General features: G+C 74.5%; 14 protein-coding genes. 5 read left to right on the top strand and 9 right to left on the bottom strand.

The features are described from left to right. Positions 1–141: 141 nt before the first annotated feature. The 6 genes from ACWD4U_RS05285 to ACWD4U_RS05260 form a co-directional block, all read right to left on the bottom strand. Positions 142–1,308, bottom strand: coding sequence for a cytochrome P450 family protein (locus tag ACWD4U_RS05285; RefSeq protein WP_363449844.1), 1,167 nt, complete (start codon positions 1,306–1,308; stop codon positions 142–144). Continuing rightward, the gene (locus tag ACWD4U_RS05280) at positions 1,305–1,940 is read right to left on the bottom strand and encodes a GTP-binding protein (protein ID WP_449787111.1); all 636 of its coding nucleotides are present in this window, start codon (positions 1,938–1,940) and stop codon (positions 1,305–1,307) included. The genes ACWD4U_RS05285 and ACWD4U_RS05280 overlap by 4 nt, the downstream gene beginning before the upstream one ends. Then, positions 1,918–2,268, bottom strand: coding sequence for a DUF742 domain-containing protein (locus ACWD4U_RS05275; protein WP_363449846.1), 351 nt, complete (start codon positions 2,266–2,268; stop codon positions 1,918–1,920). The genes ACWD4U_RS05280 and ACWD4U_RS05275 overlap by 23 nt, the downstream gene beginning before the upstream one ends. Beyond that, on the bottom strand, positions 2,265–2,684 hold the full coding sequence (locus tag ACWD4U_RS05270; RefSeq protein WP_363449848.1) for a roadblock/LC7 domain-containing protein: 420 nt from the start codon (positions 2,682–2,684) through the stop codon (positions 2,265–2,267). The genes ACWD4U_RS05275 and ACWD4U_RS05270 overlap by 4 nt, the downstream gene beginning before the upstream one ends. Next, entirely contained in the window at positions 2,681–4,045 is a 1,365-nt protein-coding gene (locus ACWD4U_RS05265; RefSeq protein WP_363449850.1) for an ATP-binding protein, read from the bottom strand. Before ACWD4U_RS05265 ends, ACWD4U_RS05270 begins: the two co-directional genes overlap by 4 nt. A 117-nt stretch (positions 4,046–4,162) precedes the next feature. Then, positions 4,163–5,155: an MBL fold metallo-hydrolase gene (locus ACWD4U_RS05260; RefSeq protein WP_363449852.1), complete on the bottom strand. Its 993-nt coding sequence runs from the start codon at positions 5,153–5,155 to the stop codon at positions 4,163–4,165. Between the two features lie 107 nt (positions 5,156–5,262). Between ACWD4U_RS05260 and ACWD4U_RS05255 the strand changes: the two genes are divergently transcribed. After that, positions 5,263–5,781: a MarR family winged helix-turn-helix transcriptional regulator gene (locus ACWD4U_RS05255; protein ID WP_363449854.1), complete on the top strand. Its 519-nt coding sequence runs from the start codon at positions 5,263–5,265 to the stop codon at positions 5,779–5,781. Between the two features lie 152 nt (positions 5,782–5,933). Here ACWD4U_RS05255 and meaB read toward each other — a convergent pair whose 3' ends face one another. Both meaB and ACWD4U_RS05245 read right to left on the bottom strand, forming a co-directional pair. Further along, the gene (gene meaB, locus ACWD4U_RS05250) at positions 5,934–6,887 is read right to left on the bottom strand and encodes a methylmalonyl Co-A mutase-associated GTPase MeaB (protein WP_363449856.1); all 954 of its coding nucleotides are present in this window, start codon (positions 6,885–6,887) and stop codon (positions 5,934–5,936) included. An 80-nt stretch (positions 6,888–6,967) separates the two neighbouring features. Continuing rightward, positions 6,968–8,158, bottom strand: coding sequence for an acetyl-CoA C-acetyltransferase (locus ACWD4U_RS05245; RefSeq protein ID WP_363449859.1), 1,191 nt, complete (start codon positions 8,156–8,158; stop codon positions 6,968–6,970). 241 nt (positions 8,159–8,399) lie between these two features. On the opposite strand from ACWD4U_RS05245, the gene mce reads away from it, so the two are divergent. From mce to ACWD4U_RS05230, 3 genes are all read left to right on the top strand, one after another. Next, the gene (gene mce / locus ACWD4U_RS05240) at positions 8,400–8,834 is read left to right on the top strand and encodes a methylmalonyl-CoA epimerase (RefSeq protein ID WP_363449861.1); all 435 of its coding nucleotides are present in this window, start codon (positions 8,400–8,402) and stop codon (positions 8,832–8,834) included. Between the two features lie 294 nt (positions 8,835–9,128). Beyond that, positions 9,129–13,235 carry a hypothetical protein gene (locus ACWD4U_RS05235; protein WP_363449863.1) on the top strand — a complete coding sequence of 1,369 codons (4,107 nt, stop codon included), beginning with the start codon at positions 9,129–9,131 and terminating at the stop codon, positions 13,233–13,235. Positions 13,236–13,343: 108 nt separating this feature from the next. Next, positions 13,344–14,273, top strand: coding sequence for a coiled-coil domain-containing protein (locus tag ACWD4U_RS05230; RefSeq protein WP_363449865.1), 930 nt, complete (start codon positions 13,344–13,346; stop codon positions 14,271–14,273). Positions 14,274–14,341: 68 nt separating this feature from the next. Here the strand turns inward: ACWD4U_RS05230 and ACWD4U_RS05225 are convergent, their stop codons facing one another. Next, on the bottom strand, positions 14,342–15,139 hold the full coding sequence (locus tag ACWD4U_RS05225) for an alpha/beta fold hydrolase (RefSeq protein WP_363449867.1): 798 nt from the start codon (positions 15,137–15,139) through the stop codon (positions 14,342–14,344). Positions 15,140–15,235: 96 nt separating this feature from the next. Between ACWD4U_RS05225 and ACWD4U_RS05220 the strand changes: the two genes are divergently transcribed. Next, complete coding sequence (locus ACWD4U_RS05220; protein ID WP_363449869.1) at positions 15,236–16,207, top strand: ABC transporter ATP-binding protein; 972 nt, start codon at positions 15,236–15,238, stop codon at positions 16,205–16,207. Position 16,208: the final 1 nt, after the last annotated feature.

The raw sequence follows: 16,208 nt of genomic DNA, 5'->3' as shown, positions 1-16,208 counted from the left end.
ACCCCCCACCCCCCCCCGCCTGCGTTACCTCCGTTTTTGGGTGCCCTGGGGGGCGGCCTCGGGAGTTTTGGCGCGGGGGGGGGGGGGGCGGGGGGAGACCGGTCTCCCCGCACCCCCGTCCGTCGTTCCTACGCCGTTCTCCTACAGCGGCGTGAACGTCACCGGCAGGGCCGCGAGGGCGCGGTGGAAGGGGCCCTGGCGCCACCGGACCTCGTCCGCGAGGCGCAGGTCCGTCAGCCGGCTGATCAGGTACTCGACGGCGGTGACGGCCATCAGGACGGCGGGCTGCCGCGCGGGGCAGCGGTGCGGGCCGGCGCCCCAGGCGAGGTGGGCGTACGAGCCGCCGAGCGACTCGCTCTCGGCGGGCGGCAGGGCGGCCTGCGCGTTGGCGGAGGCGTAGGAGATCAGCACCAGGTGGTCACGGGCGATCTCGGTGCCGTGGAAGACCAGGTCGCGCCGCGGGTAGTGGGGCGCGAAGTTGCTGATCGGCGGGTCCTCCCAGAGCACCTCGTTGACCGCGTCGTGCGCGGTCATGGCGCCGCTGTGCAGCGAGCCGGCGTAGCGGTCGTCGGAGAGCATCCGCAGCAGCGCGTTGGCGGCCAGGTTGGCGGTGGGTTCGTGACCGGCCATCAGCGTGAGGGTGATGTGCCGCACCACCTCCTCGTCGGCCAGCCCGGCCGGGTGGGAGAGGAAGGCCGAGATCAGGTCGTGCCGCGGCTCGGTGCGCCGCTCGGCGACCAACCCCGTGATGACGGCGACCAGTTCGGCGTAGGCCGCGGCGGCGCCGGTCGCCGACTCGAAGGCCCGGGACATGCTCGCGCTGATCCGGTCGATGTCCTCGTCGGGGATGCCGTACCAGGAGGTCAGGATGAGCAGCGGCAGCCGGTAGGCGTACTGGGCGAGCAGGTCGGCCTTCCCGGTGCCGGCGAACTCGGCGATCAGCTGTTCGGCGACGGCGGTGGTGTCGCGCTGCAGCAGGTGGGGTTCGAGCATGCCGACGCTGTCGGTGATCACCTGCCGGTAGCGGGCGTGGGTGTCGCCGTCGGAGAACAGCGCGGTGGGCCGCCAGCCGAGCATCGGCAGGACCGGGGAGTCGACGGGCTGGTGGGCCTGCCAGGGGCGGGGGTCGCGGGTCCAGGTGTCGGTGTCGCGGAGGATCTCCAGCGCGACGTGGTAGTCGGTGACCAGCCAGGCGTCGACGCCGGGCGCGAGCTCGACCGGGGCGAGCGGGCCGCGGTCGCGCAGCCGGGCGTAGTGGCCGTGCGGGTCGGCGGCGAAGGCGGGGCCGTAGAGGGCGGTACGGGTCACGGGGCGGTCTCCTGCGGGAGGCGGTCCAGGACGTGCTCGGTGAGGGCGATCAACGCGTCGAGGCAGCCGTCGCGCACCCGGGCGTCGCACTCGATCAGCGGGGTGGTGGGTGCCAGGTCGAGTGCGGCGCGGAGCTTGTCGAGGTCGATCGGCGGGGCGTCGGGGAAGCGGTTGACGGCCACCGCGTAGGGCAGGCCGGCCTCCTCGATCAGGTCCATCGAGTCGAAGGAGTCGGCGAGCCGACGGGTGTCGATCAGGATCAGCGCGCCGAGCGCGCCGCGGGCGAGGTCCTCCCACAGCGGCAGGAAGCGGCGCTGGCCGGGGGTGCCGAACAGGTAGAGGACCAGGTCGCCGCCGGGCAGGGTGAGCCGGCCGAAGTCGACGGCGACGGTGGTGGAGGTCTTGCCGGGGATCGCGGTGGTGTCGTCCACCGGGATGCCCGGGGCGGTCATGGTCTCCTCGGTGTGCAGCGTCGGGATCTCCGACAGCGCGCGCACGAAGGTGGTCTTGCCCACCCCGAACGGCCCGGTGACCATGAGCTTCATCAGGATCGGGTCGGTGGCGGGGAGGTAGGCGGGAGCGCCCGCCGCCGCGTCACCTGAGGGCGCGTCACTTGAGCGCACGGAGTCCACTGAGGAGCCTTTCGGCGAGGTCCCGGCTGACCGGCTGGGCGGAGGGGATCGGCGCGCGCACGCGCAGGGCGCCGCGTTCGGCCAGGTCGGCGGCGATGAAGACGGTGGCGCTGACCGGCAGCCGCAGGTGGGCGGCGGCCTCGGCGACGGTCAGCGCGCCGGGGCGGACCAGCTCCCATAACTGGCGGTGTTCGCCGCCCAGTCCGGCCGGCAGGTCGGCGGCGGCGTGCAGCACGCTGAGCCGGTCCAGGCCGTGCCCGGCGGCGGCCTGGCGGCCCTGGGTGGCGAGGTAGGCCGGGACGAGCCGGCGGCGGGGTTCGGCGGTCATGTCCCGCTCGCCTCCCGGGCGGGGCTGGCGAGCGCGCGGGCCAGCGCGGCGACCTGGACCTGCATCTGGTAGGCGATGGTGCCGAGGTCGGCGCCGGGGACGGCGAAGACCGCGAGCGAGGAGTTGGCGCCGGCCGGGGTGACCACCGCGAAGCCGAGGTCCGACTCGACCACGGTCTGGGTGAGCGAGACCTGCTCGGCGGAGGTGAACGCGGCGGTGAAGGCGCGGGCCGCGGCGTGCAGCGAGGCGGTCATCGCGGCGACCCGGTCGGCACTGTCCCGGCCGAGGTCGGCGGAGTGTCCGGTGACCAGCCCGTCGCCGGTGGCGATCACGGCGTTCTGCACGCCGGGCAGGTCGAGCAGCGGGGTCAGCACCCAGGACAGGTCCTCGGTGTGGCGGCGGAGCTGGGCGGTCACGGGGTTTCGACTCCTTCGGAAGCGGGGGCGTCGGCGGGCCGTACGGCGTCCCGCCCGGCGGCGGTGCCGGACTGCAGGGCGGACCAGTCGGCGCGCGCCCGGTCGGGGGTGCGCGGCGCCGGGATCGGGTCGGCGGGCGGCGCGTCCTGGCCGGCGGCGCGCGGGCTGCGGCGCTTGCGGGTGGGCAGCGCGTCGCCGGCGTCGAACACCGGGGTGGTCTGGGTGATCGGCCGGGGGGCGAGCGCGGACAGCGGCTCGGCCCGGTCGGCGACGGTGAGCAGGTCGGCGGGCAGCCGCAGGATCGCCCGCACGCCGCCGTACGGGGACGGCTCCACCCGGCAGCCGAAGCCGAACTGACGGCACAGCAGGCCGATCACCGCGAAGCCGGCCTGCGGCGGGTCGCCGAGTTCGGTGAGCAGCACCTCGGCCTGGCCGTCGAGCAGCTCGCCGGCCCGTTCCAGCTGGTCGCGCTCCATGCCGACGCCCATGTCGTCGACCACCACCAGGGCGCCGGAGCTGCCCTGCTCGATGGAGACCACCACCCGGGTCTCGGGGTGGGAGTAGGCGGTGGCGTTGCCGAGGATCTCGGCGAGCGCGATGGCGACCGGCTCGGCGGCCCGGGCGGCCACCGCCAGGCGGGGCTCGCGCAGGTGGTTGGTGATCTCCACCCGGGCGTAGCCGGCCACCCGGGACTGCGCGCCGACGCAGAGTTCGGCCAGCGGCGAGTCCTCCCGGGTCATGCCCGGCCAGGCGCCGGAGAGCACCGCCAGCGACTGGACCCGGCGCAGCGTCAGTTCGTTGCGGAAGTCCAGGGCGAGCAGCCGGGGGTCGTCGACGCTGTTCTGGATCTCCTCCAGCAGCGAGCGGACCTGGATCAGCAGCGCCTGGATCTTGGACGCGGCGCCGCGCAGCGCGGCCCGGGCGGCGGCGTCGGTGCGTTCGCGTTCGGCGAGCTGGGCGCGGACGGCGGCGGCCAGCGCGGCGTCCAGGGCGCGGTGCAGCGCCTCGCTGCCCGGGACGGTCTCCAGGGGGCCGGGGACGGGCGTGCGGGGGTGGGTGAGCGCGGTCGCGGCGGCGGGCAGCCGCTGCTGCGCCAGGTGTTCGAGTTCGCGGACGGCGGCGGCGTACCGGCCGTCGGCGGCGGTGAGCCGGGCCTCGGTGGTGCGCCCGTGCGCCTCGGCGCTGCGGGTGCGCTGCTCGGCCGCCTCGGCGCGGGCGCGGGCGGTGCCGGCGGCGTCCTCGGCGGTCCGGGTGCGCTGTTCGGCGGCCCGGGCGGTGCGGGCGGCGCGGCGCGCGGACCACAGCAGGGGGCCGGCGGCCAGGGCGGCACCGGCCAGCAGGGCGAGCACGATCTCGGCCATGGGGTCCTCGGGTGTCGTCGTCGCGGGGGGATTCGGACGGTGCGTGGGTTCAGGCGGTGCGTGGCGCTACGGGGTTGCGGCGGTACGGGGTTGCGGCGGTACGGGCGGTGCGCGGGGTCAGACGGTGGCGTCGGCGGCGTCGCCGGTGCGCTGCCGGGCCAGCTGGGCCATCCGGCCGACCACCTCGAGCATGGCCGGCGGCCGGCTGCCGTCCAGGTGCCGGTACTCGGTGCCGACGGTGACCAGCAGCCGCTCGGGCAGGCCGAGTTCGGGGTACCGGCGCTCGTCGATCAGCTGCCGGGCGGCGTCCGCGAGCGGCACCCCGGCGGCGTGCAGGGCGTGCGCGCGGTCGCGGACGTAGCCGAGGTAGTCGGCGTGCGCGGCGAGGTCGGCGCGGCCGAGCAGCGGGCCGTGGCCGGGGACGATGGTCTCGGCGCCGGTGTCCAGGACCCGGCGGACCGCGGCGATGACGTTCTCCAGCGGGCCGGCCCAGTGCACGGGGTGGTCGCCGGGCTGCTCGGCGGTGGAGCCGAAGACGATGTCGCCGGTGAAGACGGTGCTCCGGGTCGGCAGGTGGACGATCAGGTCGCCGCTGGTGTGGGCCGGCGGGAGGCTGCTGAGCTGGACCGGCAGGTCGCCGACGCGCAGTTCGAGTTCGCCGGTGAAGACGGTGTCGGGGTTCACCGGCGGGGTGTCGGCCCAGTCGAAGCAGCCGAAGTGCTCGCGCAGGTAGGAGCCGGTGTCGCTGTCCGGGTCGAGGCTCTGCAGCAGGCCGTGCTGCTGCTCCGGGGTGGGCTCGTAGGCGATGTGGTGCAGCGCCTCGTGGGTGGCGATGATCTCGGCGTCGGGCAGCACGCCCGCGCCCCACATGTGGTCGCCGTTGGCGTGGGTGACCACGATCCGGTCGACGTCGGTGCCCTCGGCGAGGACGGCGCGGCTGCGTTCCAGGAAGGCGGCGGCCAGCGTGCGGTCGTAGGGGGTGTCGATCCACAGGGCCGCCCGCCCGGTGGCGACCAGGCCGCAGTTGGCCAGGCCCCATCCGCGCTGCTGCGGCTGCCAGGCGTACACGCCGTCGGCTATCGAATGGAAGTTCGCGCGCCAGGTCGTCATGGCAGGGGATTATGCCTAACTCGCCGTCACCGTCCGACTCCAGGGCCGGTTTTGGCCACCGGATGTGAACTCGTACAACATTGAACTATATCGGCTATACTGGCGTCATGGACACCCAACCGACCGAAGCGCCGGCGGTCTCCCCCTCGCTGACCGAGGAGGCGCAGACCCCGTGGCTCGACGCCCGCGAGCAGCGGTACTGGCGCGCCCACCTGGAGGTCGGCAAGCTGCTCGAGTACCAGCTGAGCCGCGAGCTCCAGGCCCACAACCTCGCCATCAACGACTACGAGATCCTGGTGGTGCTCTCCGAGTCGCCGGAGCGCCGGATGCGGATGACCGACCTGGCCACCGCCACCCTGCAGTCCAAGAGCCGGCTCTCGCACCAGATCACCCGGATGGAGAGCGCCGGCCTGGTGCTCCGCCAGGAGTGCCCCGGCGACCGCCGCGGACTCTACGCACATCTGACCGAGAACGGCTGGCAGACCCTCCGCAAGGTCGCCCCCGACCACGTCCGCAGCGTCCGCGAGCACTTCATCGACCGCTTCACCCCGGAGCAGCTGGACGCGATGTACGCGGCGCTGGCCCCGATCGCCGACCACCTCCGAGGGCTGCGCGGCCGCGGGTAGCGCCGCCCCGCCAGGGGCTCGGGGAACTGCGCGAGCAACCATGCACCCTCAGCCGGGTCGCGTCCACGTGCAACTGGCCCTCCTCGGCGCGATCCTGCTGACGGGTGCCCTTCCGCTTCTCTCAGTTCCCCGAGCCCCTGGTGGTTGATCTCTCAGCCGGTCAGTTCGGCGATGAGCTCGTCCGCCGCCGCGTAGGGATCCATCTCGCCGGCCGCGACGCGGGTCGCCAGCGCGTCCAGGTGCCGGTCGCCGCGCAGGTCGCCGATCCGGGCGCGCAGCGCGGCCAGGGTGATCGCCTCGACCTCCTCGGCGGCGCGGCGGCGGCGCCGGGCCGCGAGTTCGCCGCTCTCGCCCAGCCAGGCGCGGTGCTTCTCCAGCGCCTCGACCAGCTCGTCCACGCCCTCGCCGCGGGCCGCCACCGTCTTGACGATCGGCGGCCGCCAGTCCCCCGCCTGCCGGGACTCGCCGAGGCCGAGCATGTGGTTGAGCTCCCGGGCGGTGGCGTCCGCACCGTCCCGGTCGGCCTTGTTGACCACGAACACGTCGCCGATCTCCAGGATGCCCGCCTTGGCGGCCTGGATGCCGTCGCCCATGCCGGGCGCGAGCAGCACCACCGAGGTGTCGGCCTGCGCGGCGATCTCCACCTCGGACTGGCCGACGCCGACGGTCTCCACCAGGATCACGTCGCAGCCCGCCCCGTCCAGCACCCGCAGCGCCTGCGGGGCGGCCCAGGACAGGCCGCCCAGGTGGCCGCGGGTGGCCATCGAGCGGATGAACACCTCCGGGTCGGTGGCGTGCTCCTGCATCCGCACCCGGTCGCCGAGCAGCGCCCCGCCGGAGAACGGCGAGGACGGGTCGACGGCGAGGACGCCGACCCGCTTGCCGAGCTTGCGGTAGGCGCTCACCAGCGCCGAGGTGGAGGTGGACTTGCCGACGCCCGGCGAGCCGGTCAGGCCCACCGTGTAGGCCCGGCCGCTGTACGGCGCGAGCGCGGCCATCACCTGGCGCAGCTCCGGCGCGGCGTTCTCCACCAGCGTGATCAGCCGGGCCACCGCCCGCGGACGGCCCTGCCGGGCCTGCTCGACCAGCGTCGCCACATCGGCCATCGGGGTTTGCTCCTCGCAGCAGAAAGACGGACACCCCGCGGGGCCGCGACCGGCGGCCCCACGGGGTTCTTGCGGTTCGGTCAGCCCTGCGCGGGGACCTTGATGATCAGGGCGTCGCCCTGGCCGCCGCCGCCGCACAGCGCGGCCGCGCCGGTACCGCCGCCGCGGCGCTGCAGCTCCAGCGCCAGGTGCAGCACCACGCGGGCGCCGGACATCCCGATCGGGTGACCGAGCGCGATGGCGCCGCCGTTGACGTTGACGATCTCGTCGCTGACGCCGAGGTCCTTCATCGACTGGTGGGCGACCGCGGCGAAGGCCTCGTTGATCTCGATCAGGTCGAGGTCGGCGACCTCCAGGCCGGCCTTGGCGAGGGCGTGCTTGATCGCGTTGGACGGCTGCGACTGGAGCGAGTTGTCCGGGCCCGCGACGTTGCCGTGGGCGCCGATCTCGGCGATCCAGGTCAGGCCCAGCTCCTCGGCCTTGGCCTTGCTCATCACGACCACCGCGGCGGCGCCGTCGGAGATCTGCGAGGAGGTGCCGGCCGTGATGGTGCCGTCCTTGGTGAAGGCCGGGCGCAGCTTGGCCAGGCCCTCGACGGTGGTGTCGGCGCGGATGCCCTCGTCCTGGCTGAACAGCACCGGCTCGCCCTTGCGCTGCGGGATCGCCACGGGCACGATCTCGGCCTCGAACACGCCGTCGGCCTGGGCCTTGGCGGCGCGCTGGTGGGAGGCGGCGGCGATGGCGTCCTGCACCTCGCGGCCGATGCCCAGGCGGGTGTTGTGCTTCTCGGTGGACTCGCCCATCGGGATGTTCTCGTAGGCGTCGGTGAGGCCGTCGTGGGCCATCGAGTCGAGCATCTCGATCGCGCCGTACTTGAAGCCCTCGCGGGACTTCGGCAGCAGGTGCGGGGCGTTGGTCATCGACTCCTGGCCGCCGGCCACCACGATGTCGAACTCGCCGGCGCGGATCAGCTGGTCGGCCAGTGCGATGGCGTCCAGGCCGGACAGGCAGACCTTGTTGATGGTGAGCGCCGGCACGTTCAGCGGGATGCCGGCCTTGACCGCGGCCTGCCGGGCCGGGATCTGGCCGGCGCCGGCCTGCAGCACCTGGCCCATGATCACGTACTGGACCTGCTCGCCGGTGACGCCGGCCCGCTCCAGCGCGGCCTTGATGGCGAAGCCGCCGAGCTCGGCGCCGGAGAAGCCCTTGAGCGAGCCGAGCAGCCGCCCCATCGGTGTACGGGCGCCTGCGACGATCACAGAAGTAGTCATGGGACGAGCCCCTTCGCGCGTCAGACCAGAGGGTGGGGATGCGGTCAATGTACTGATCGGTCACCTCTGCGTCACCGCCGCGAGGATGTGATCAGCGCTACTGGCACCCTCCAGTGAACACCGTGTCAGTTCCCGGCCTAGGCGGTGTGAGCAGACTCGCAAGGCCCGCACTGGCGCCGCACGAGGCGGATGCGCTGCACTGGGTGCCACTTCCCATCCGCTCCCGCCCTCGGAGGCCGTCGTGCTGACCCGCATCGACCACATCGGCATCGCCTGCTTCGACCTGGACAAGACGGTCGAGTTCTACCGCGCCACCTACGGCTTCGAGGTGTTCCACTCCGAGGTGAACGAGGAGCAGGGCGTCCGCGAGGCCATGCTGAAGATCAACGACACCGGCGACGGCGGCGCGTCCTACCTGCAGCTGCTGGAGCCGACCCGGGACGACTCCGCGGTCGCCAAGTGGCTGGCGAAGAACGGCGAGGGCGTGCACCACATCGCCTTCGGCACGGCGGACGTCGACGGGGACGCCGCGGCCATCCGCGCCAAGGGCGTGCGGGTGCTGTACGACGAGCCGCGGTTCGGCTCGATGGGTTCGCGGATCACGTTCCTGCACCCCAAGGACTGCGGCGGTGTACTGACCGAGCTGGTCACCAGCGCCGAGCAGCCCGAACACTGAACCCGGCGGTAACTTCCGAAAAGGTCCTCGCTCCCATTCCCCCGGGGGACTCGCCCACTACACTGCTCAGGTGCGCTGGTGCCTTCCGGCCCGCGCACCGCAGGGGAGTCCACGACGCGGGCACGGCCGACCGGTCGCCGTTCGGATCTGTCACCATTCTCCAGAGGCAAGAGTTCGCTCAGGAGTCCACCCGGACGGCGGAGCGGTATGCAAGGACCAACCGGTCCGCCCCGGCATCCCCGGGACGGAGCGGCCGGGTCGAGGACGCGACCAGGAGATGGATGGGACCGCGGAGTGCGGGGCTACGACCGCTACGAGGTTGAGGATCACCTCTCCAAGTTCGAGGCCGAGCTGGAGAAGGCCCGCAAGGAGCGGGACAAGACCATCGAGCACGCCGACGACCTCGCCTACCAGGTGGAGGTGCTGCGGGCCAAGCTGCACGAGGCCCGCCGGCAGCTCGCCCAGCCGCGTGCCTTCGACTCCGGCAGCGGTCAGGCCGAGCAGCTCCTGCGCAACGCCGAGATGCAGGCCGAGGCGCTGCGCGCGGACGCCGAGCGGCAGCTGCGCGAGTCCCAGGCGGCCACCCAGCGGATGCTGGCCGAGGCCGCCGAACGCACCGCCCAGCTCGAGGCCGAGTTCAACGCCCGGCGCCGCCAGCTGGAGGACGAGCTCTCCGAGTTCCGCGCCGCCGCCGAACGGCACGTCAACGAGAACGTCAGCTGGGCCGAGCAGACCCGGGCCGGCACCGAGCACGAGGCCCAGCGGCTGCTCCAGGAGGCCCGGGTCGAGGCCGAGCGGATGATAGCCGCGGCCCGCGCCGAGGCCGTCGCGCTGGCCGACCAGGCCCGCGCGCAGACCGCCGCCGACGTGGACGCCGCCCGCGGCGAGGCCCAGGCCGCCGCCGAGGCCGCCCTGATCCGCGCCCAGAACGACGCCGAACGGCTGCTGCGCGCCGCCTCCGAGCACGCCCAGCAGACCGGCGCCCAGGCCGAGGAGCAGCGCGCCGCCGCCGTCAGCGCCGCCCAGCTGCAGCTCGCCGAGGCGCACTCCGCCGCCGAGCAGAAGCTCGCCGCCGCCGAAGCCGAGATCACCGCCCTCAAGCGGCAGGCCCTCGCCGACCAGGAGCGCGCCGAGGCCGCCCTGGCCGGTGCCCAGGCCGAGATAGGGCGGCTGCGCGCCGAGGCCCTCGCGGAGGCCGAACGGGCCCGCGGCGAGGCCGCCCGGATGCGCGAGGACGCCGAGGCCGCCGCCCTCCGGCTGCAGTCCGAGGCCACCGCCGAGGCCGAGCGCACCGTCGCCGACGGCGCCGCCGCCAGCGAGCAGCGCTCGATGACCGCCAAGGCCGAGATCGCCAAGATGGTGGCCGCGGCCACCCGCGAGACCGAACTGATGCGCTCGGCCGCCGCCACCGTGCAGGCCGAGGCGGACGCCGCCCGGGCCGCCGCCGCCGAGGAGAGCGAGCGCCTGCGCGGCGCCGCCGAGTCGGTCGCCGCCCAGCTGCGGGCCGATGCCGAGGCGGAGATCGCCGAGCAGCGCGCCGCCGCCGAGCGGGAGGCCGCCGAACTGCGCGAGCGGGCCGCCGCCGACGCGGAGCGGCTGCGCACCGAGGCCGAGGAGTCCGGCCGGGCCGAGGGCGCCAAGGACGCGGCGCTGCGCCTGGCCCGGGCCGCCAAGCAGGCCGAGGAGGTGCTGACCCGGGCCGGGAACGACGCCGAGGCCACCCGCGGCGAGGCCGCCGCCGAGGCCGACCGGCTGGTCGAGCACGCCAGGACCGAGGCGCAGACCCTGCTGGAGCAGGCCCGGGAGGCCGTCGAGCAGGCGCAGAACGCCGCCATGGAGGACGCCGCCTCGATCCGCGAGCACCTGGAGCGGATGCAGGCGGAGGCCGCGCAGGCCCGCGAGCAGGCCGAGGAGCAGCGCTCCGCCGCCGAGGCGGAGGCCGAGCGGGTGCGCGCCGAGGCCCGCCGGCAGGCCGCGGTCCAGATCGAGGAGTCCGCCAAGCAGGCGGAGGAGCTGCTCACCACCGCCAAGGCCGACGCCGACGCGCTGCGCTCGGGCGCCGCCGAGGAGGTCGAGCGGCTGCGCGCCGAGGCCGGCGAGCAGGCCGCCGCCGTCCAGGGCCGGGCCGAGCAGACCCTGACCCGGGCCCGCGCCGAGGCCGAGAAGCTGACCGCCGCCGCCGAGCAGGCGCACCGGGACGCGCTGGCCGCCGCGAAGGCCGCCGCCGCGGAGAACCGGGCCGCCGCCGAACGCGAGACCGCCGAGCTGCGCCGGGAGGCGTCCGCCGCCGCGCAGGGCGTCCGGGACGAGGCCGCCGCCGCCGCGCAGGCGGTCGGCGAGGAGGCCGCCGCGGCGGGCGAGGCACTGCGTGCCGAGGCCCGCGCGTGGGCGGACGCGCACCGCGCGGAGGCCGAGGAAGCCGCCCGTACGGTCGCCGCCGAGGCCGAGCAGGCGGGTGCGGCGGTGCGCGAGCAGGCCGAGGCGGCCGCCGAGGCGCTGCGCGAGGAGGCCGCCGCCGCCCGCGAGACCGCCCGCGCCGACCTGGAGCGCGAGCAGGCGGAGACCGCCGAGAAGCTGGCCGAGGCCACCGCGATCCGGGAGTCCGCGGACGGCGACGCCGCCGCGGTCCGGGAGTCCGCCGAGCAGGACGCGGCCCGGCTGCGCGCCGACGCCGAGCAGCAGCTCGCCACGGCCGGCGAGGAGGCCGCCCGGCTGGGCGCCGAGGCCGCCGCCGACCGGGCCGAGGCGGCCCGACTGCGCGAGGACGCCGAGGCGTACGACGCCGAACTGCGGGCCACCGCCGAGCGGGAGACCGCCGAGCAGCGCGAGACGGCCGCCCGCGAGACCGCCGAACTGCGCGCCACCGCCGAGCGTGAGACCGCCGAACTGCGGTCCGCCGCAGCCGAGTTCGCCGATCAGCAGCGCGCCGAGGCGGAGGCCCGGGCGTCCGGGCTGGTGGCCGCCGCCGAGCAGGAGGCAGCGGAGGTGCGCCAGTCGGTGGCGGGCCTGCACGAGACCGCCTCCGCGCAGATCGCCGAACTGCGCGCCACCGCCGAGCGGGAGACCGCCGAGCTGCGCGCCGCCGCCGAGCGCGAGAGCACCGAACTGCGGTCCGCCGCAGCCGAGTTCGCCGAGCAGCAGCGCGCCGAGGCGGAGGCCGCGGCGCACCGCGCGGTGGCCGAGGCGGACGAGCGGGCGGCGGCCCTGCGCCAGGAGGCGGAGGAGTACGCGCTGGCCACCCGCACGCTGGCCGAGGAGTTCGACGCGGACGTCCGACGCCGCGCGGAGTCCTTCGACCGGGAGCTGCGCGAGGCCGCGGAGAGCTACGACAAGGCGACCCGCGAGCAGGCCAAGTCGGTGCTGGAGAAGGCGTTCGCGGATGCCGAGCAGCTGGCCGAGGAGGCGCAGGCCGAGGCGCTGGCGTCGACCACGGCGGCCGAGGAGCAGGTCGACGCGATGGTGTCGGCGGCCCGCAAGGAGGCCGAGCGGCTGGTCGCGGCGGCCGAGGCGCAGGGCAAGGCCGAGGTGGAGCGGGCCCGTTCCGACGCGGACGCGCTGCTGGTTGAGGCCCGCCGGGACTCCACGGCGATCCGCGACCGGGCCGAGGAGCTGCGCGAGCGCACCGATGCCGAGATCGAGGCGCTGCACGAGCGGGCCCGCAAGGAGAACGCGCAGGCGATGAAGTCCGCCGGCGAGCGGGTGGACGCGCTGGTGACGGCGGCTCAGGAGCAGCTGACCGAGGCCGAGGAGCAGGCGCAGGCGCAGGTCGCGGAGGCCGAGGAGCGCGCGGCGGAGCTGGTGAAGGCGGCCGAGCAGCGGGCGGCCGAGCTGACCTCGGAGGCTTCCGCGGAGGCCGGCCGGGTGCGGATCGCCGCGGTGCGCAAGGCGGAGGGGCTGCTGAAGGAGGCCGAGCACAAGCTGTCGGACTCCACGACCCGCGCCGAGGCGCTGATCATCAAGGCGGAGGCGAAGCTCAAGGCCGCCGAGATGGAGTCGGAGGAGAAGCTGGAGGCCGCCGCCGACGAGGCGTCAGGTCGGCTCAAGCGCGCCGACGAGGAGGCGGAGAAGCGGATCCGCCGCGCCGGTTCGGACGCCGAGGAGCAGCTGCGGCTGGCCACCGAGGAGGCCGAGCGGCTGCGCGCCGAGGCGAAGGCCGAGGCCAAGCGCGTGACCGACGAGGGCCAGCGGGAGTTGGACGAACTGGTCCGCCGCCGCAAGGACATCAACACCGAGATCTCTCGGGTCCAGGACGTGCTGTCGGCACTGGAGGCGTTCGAGGCGCCCGCGCCGTCGGCCCACACCAACGGGGGAAACAAGAAGGACGGAGCGCCCAAGGCTGGTGCCGGCGTGGGCGCGCCGCGATCGGGAGGCAATCGCTCCGGGGGCGCGCCACCCGATTGAGCGGACATTGTCCGCGAACCAACGGCGTTTCGTCGTTGACACTCCGGTACCGTGTCAGGATTCCCTCAACCATCTCAGCGGTTTGACGACAGGAAGCCCAGAAATCCCATGAGCGACAGTCACTCCCCGCACGGCTTCGACCTGGTACGCCGTGGGTACGAGCGCGCCCAGGTCGACGAGCGGATCGCCAAGCTGGTGGCCGACCGAGACAGCGCGCTCTCCCGGATCAGCGCCCTGGAGAAGCGCATCGAGGAGCTCCACCTCGAGACCCAGACCGCGCAGGCCGCGGTGACCGACGCGGAGCCCTCCTACGCCGGTCTCGGCGCGCGCGTCGAGAAGATCCTCCGGCTCGCCGAGGAGGAGGCGAAGGACCTGCGCGACGAGGCGCACCGCGCCGCCGAGCAGCACCGCGAGCTCGCCGAGGCCGCCGCGCAGCAGGTCCGCACCGAGGCCGAGAACTACGCCAAGGACCGCAAGGCCAAGGCGGAGGACGAGGGCCTGCGGATCGTCGACAAGGCGAAGTCGGACGCGGCGCAGCTGCGCGCCGAGGCCAACAAGGACGCGCAGAACAAGCGCGAGGAGGCGGACGCCCTCTTCGAGGAGACCCGCACCAAGGCCGCGCAGGCCGCGCTGGAGTTCGAGACCAACCTGGCCAAGCGTCGCGAGCAGTCCGAGCGCGACCTGGCGGCCCGTCAGGCCAAGGCGGAGAAGCGCCTCGCCGAGATCGAGCACCGCGCCGAGCAGCTCCGCCTGGAGGCGGAGAAGCTGCGCACCGACGCGGAGCGCCGCTCGCGGCAGACCATCGAGACCGCCCAGCGCCAGGCCGAGGACATCGTCGCCGACGCCAACGCCAAGGCCGACCGGGTCCGCAGCGAGTCGGAGCGCGAGCTGGCGGCGCTCACCAACCGCCGCGACTCGATCAACGCGCAGCTGACCAACGTCCGCGAGATGCTGGCCACCCTGACCGGTGCGGCCGTCGCCGCGGCCTCGCTGCCGACCGACGACGCGCTGGGCGTGCCGGCCCAGCAGTCCCGCTAAGCGGTCACCACGCCCGAAGGGGCCCGGAGCGCCTGCCGCTCGGGGCCCCTTCGGCGTTGCCGGGGGCGTTACTTGACGCGCTTGAGGAAGGCCCGTACGGCGGCGTTGAAGGTCTCCGGGGCCTCCAGCGAGGAGAGGTGGCCGACCGACGGAATGACCGTCAGTTCGGCGTCGCCGAGCGCCTGCGCCATCATCCGGGCCTCGCTGAGCGGGGTGAGGGTGTCGAGTTCGCCGACGATCACCGCGGCGGGCACCTCCAAGGCGGCCAGCACCTCCAGCGAGTCCGGCCGGGCGGCCATCGCGCGCTGCGCCCAGGCGACCGCGTGCGGGTCCGCTTCGGCGATCATCTGCCTTACGGTGTCGGTGAGTTCTGGGTCGGTGCCGGGGGCGAGCAGGTTCTCCGCCATCCGCTCCTCGGCGAGCAGCTCGACGTTTCCGCGCTCCACCACGGCGGCGGCGATCCGCTCCCGGTTGGCGCGGGCGGCGTCGGTGTCGGCGGTGGCCTTGGTGTCGGCGAGGACCAGTCCGGCGAGCCGCTCGGGGTGGCGGCGGGCGAAGGCCATCGCGACGTAGCCGCCCATCGACAACCCGCCGACCACGGCTTGCGCGACCCCGAGGCCGTCCAGCAGCCCGGCCAGGTCGTCGGCGACGGTGTCCAGCGAGGGCGGCTGTGCGGCGTCCGCGAGCGGGGCGGCGCCGAAGCCGCGCTGATCCGGTGCGATGACCCGGGCGTCGTCACCGGCCGGACCGGGTACGCGTTCCAGTTGGGCGTCCCACATCCGCGCGGAGAACGGGAAGGCGTGCAGCAGGACGAGCGGGGTGCCGGTGCCGTGCTCGCGGACGGCCGGCGCGCTGGGGGAGGTCATGGCTCCACCGTAGGGCCCGACTGCCACGCCCCGGAGCCGGGTGATCCGATTTGTCCGGTTTTTGCCCTAACCTGGCGGCAGACCAAGGAGTGGCAAATGATCGAGTTGCAGCACCTGACGAAACGTTATGGCGACAAGCTGGCCGTCGATGATCTGAGCTTCCGGATCCCCGAAGGAGTGGTCACCGGATTCCTCGGTCCGAACGGCGCGGGCAAGTCCACCACCATGCGGATGATCCTCGGCCTGGACCGCCCGACCGGCGGCCGGGTGACCATCGACGGCAGGCACTACGGCCAACTCCAGGAGCCACTGCGGAAGATCGGTGCCCTGCTGGAGGCGAAGGCCGTCCACCCCGGGCGCACCGCCCGCGACCACCTGCTGTGGCTCGCCGAGTCCAACCGGCTCCCGCGCACCCGGGTGGACGAGGTGCTGGCGATGGTCGGCCTGACGGCGGTCGCGCGGAAGCGGGCCCGCGGCTTCTCGCTCGGCATGGGCCAGCGCCTGGGCATCGCCTCCGCGCTGCTCGGCGACCCGGAGACGCTGATGTTCGACGAGCCGGTCAACGGGCTCGACCCCGAGGGCATCCTGTGGATCCGCAACCTGATGAAGGCGCTGGCCGCGGAGGGCCGCACCGTCTTCGTCTCCTCCCACCTGATGAGCGAGATGGCGCTCACCGCCGACCACCTGGTGGTGATCGGCCGCGGCCGCCTGCTCGCCGACCTGCCGATGTCCGAGTTCATCAAGCAGAACTCGCGCTCCGCGGTCCGGCTGCGCACCCCGCACCAGGAGCAGCTGCTGGACGCCCTGCGCGGTGCCGGCCTGACCGCCGAGTCCGGCCCGGACGGCGCCTGGGAGGTGGTCGACGGCGACCCCGCCTTCCTCGGCGACCTGGCCGCCGCCCACGGCATCACCCTGCACGAGCTGAGCCCCCAACAGGCGTCCCTGGAGGAGGCGTTCATGCAGATGACCGCCGAGTCGGTGGAGTACCACGCGGGCGGCCCCGCCACCGCGCCGCAGCCCGCGTGGGGCGCCGGCTGGGACGACCGCCAGTCGCGGAAGGAGAGCTGAG

The organism is Kitasatospora sp. NPDC002522, assembly GCF_053595195.1.
Note: the sequence above shows the minus strand (reverse complement) of the source record. Positions and strands in the feature narration are given on the sequence as shown.

Coding starts and splice junctions, on each gene's coding strand:
- ACWD4U_RS05275 (WP_363449846.1), bottom strand. CDS start 2,268: ATGACCGCCGAACCCCGCCGCCGGCTCGTCCCGGCCTACCTCGCCACC.
- ACWD4U_RS05265 (WP_363449850.1), bottom strand. CDS start 4,045: ATGGCCGAGATCGTGCTCGCCCTGCTGGCCGGTGCCGCCCTGGCCGCC.
- ACWD4U_RS05260 (WP_363449852.1), bottom strand. CDS start 5,155: ATGACGACCTGGCGCGCGAACTTCCATTCGATAGCCGACGGCGTGTAC.
- ACWD4U_RS05255 (WP_363449854.1), top strand. CDS start 5,263: ATGGACACCCAACCGACCGAAGCGCCGGCGGTCTCCCCCTCGCTGACC.
- meaB (WP_363449856.1), bottom strand. CDS start 6,887: ATGGCCGATGTGGCGACGCTGGTCGAGCAGGCCCGGCAGGGCCGTCCG.
- ACWD4U_RS05245 (WP_363449859.1), bottom strand. CDS start 8,158: ATGACTACTTCTGTGATCGTCGCAGGCGCCCGTACACCGATGGGGCGG.
- ACWD4U_RS05230 (WP_363449865.1), top strand. CDS start 13,344: ATGAGCGACAGTCACTCCCCGCACGGCTTCGACCTGGTACGCCGTGGG.
- ACWD4U_RS05225 (WP_363449867.1), bottom strand. CDS start 15,139: ATGACCTCCCCCAGCGCGCCGGCCGTCCGCGAGCACGGCACCGGCACC.
- ACWD4U_RS05220 (WP_363449869.1), top strand. CDS start 15,236: ATGATCGAGTTGCAGCACCTGACGAAACGTTATGGCGACAAGCTGGCC.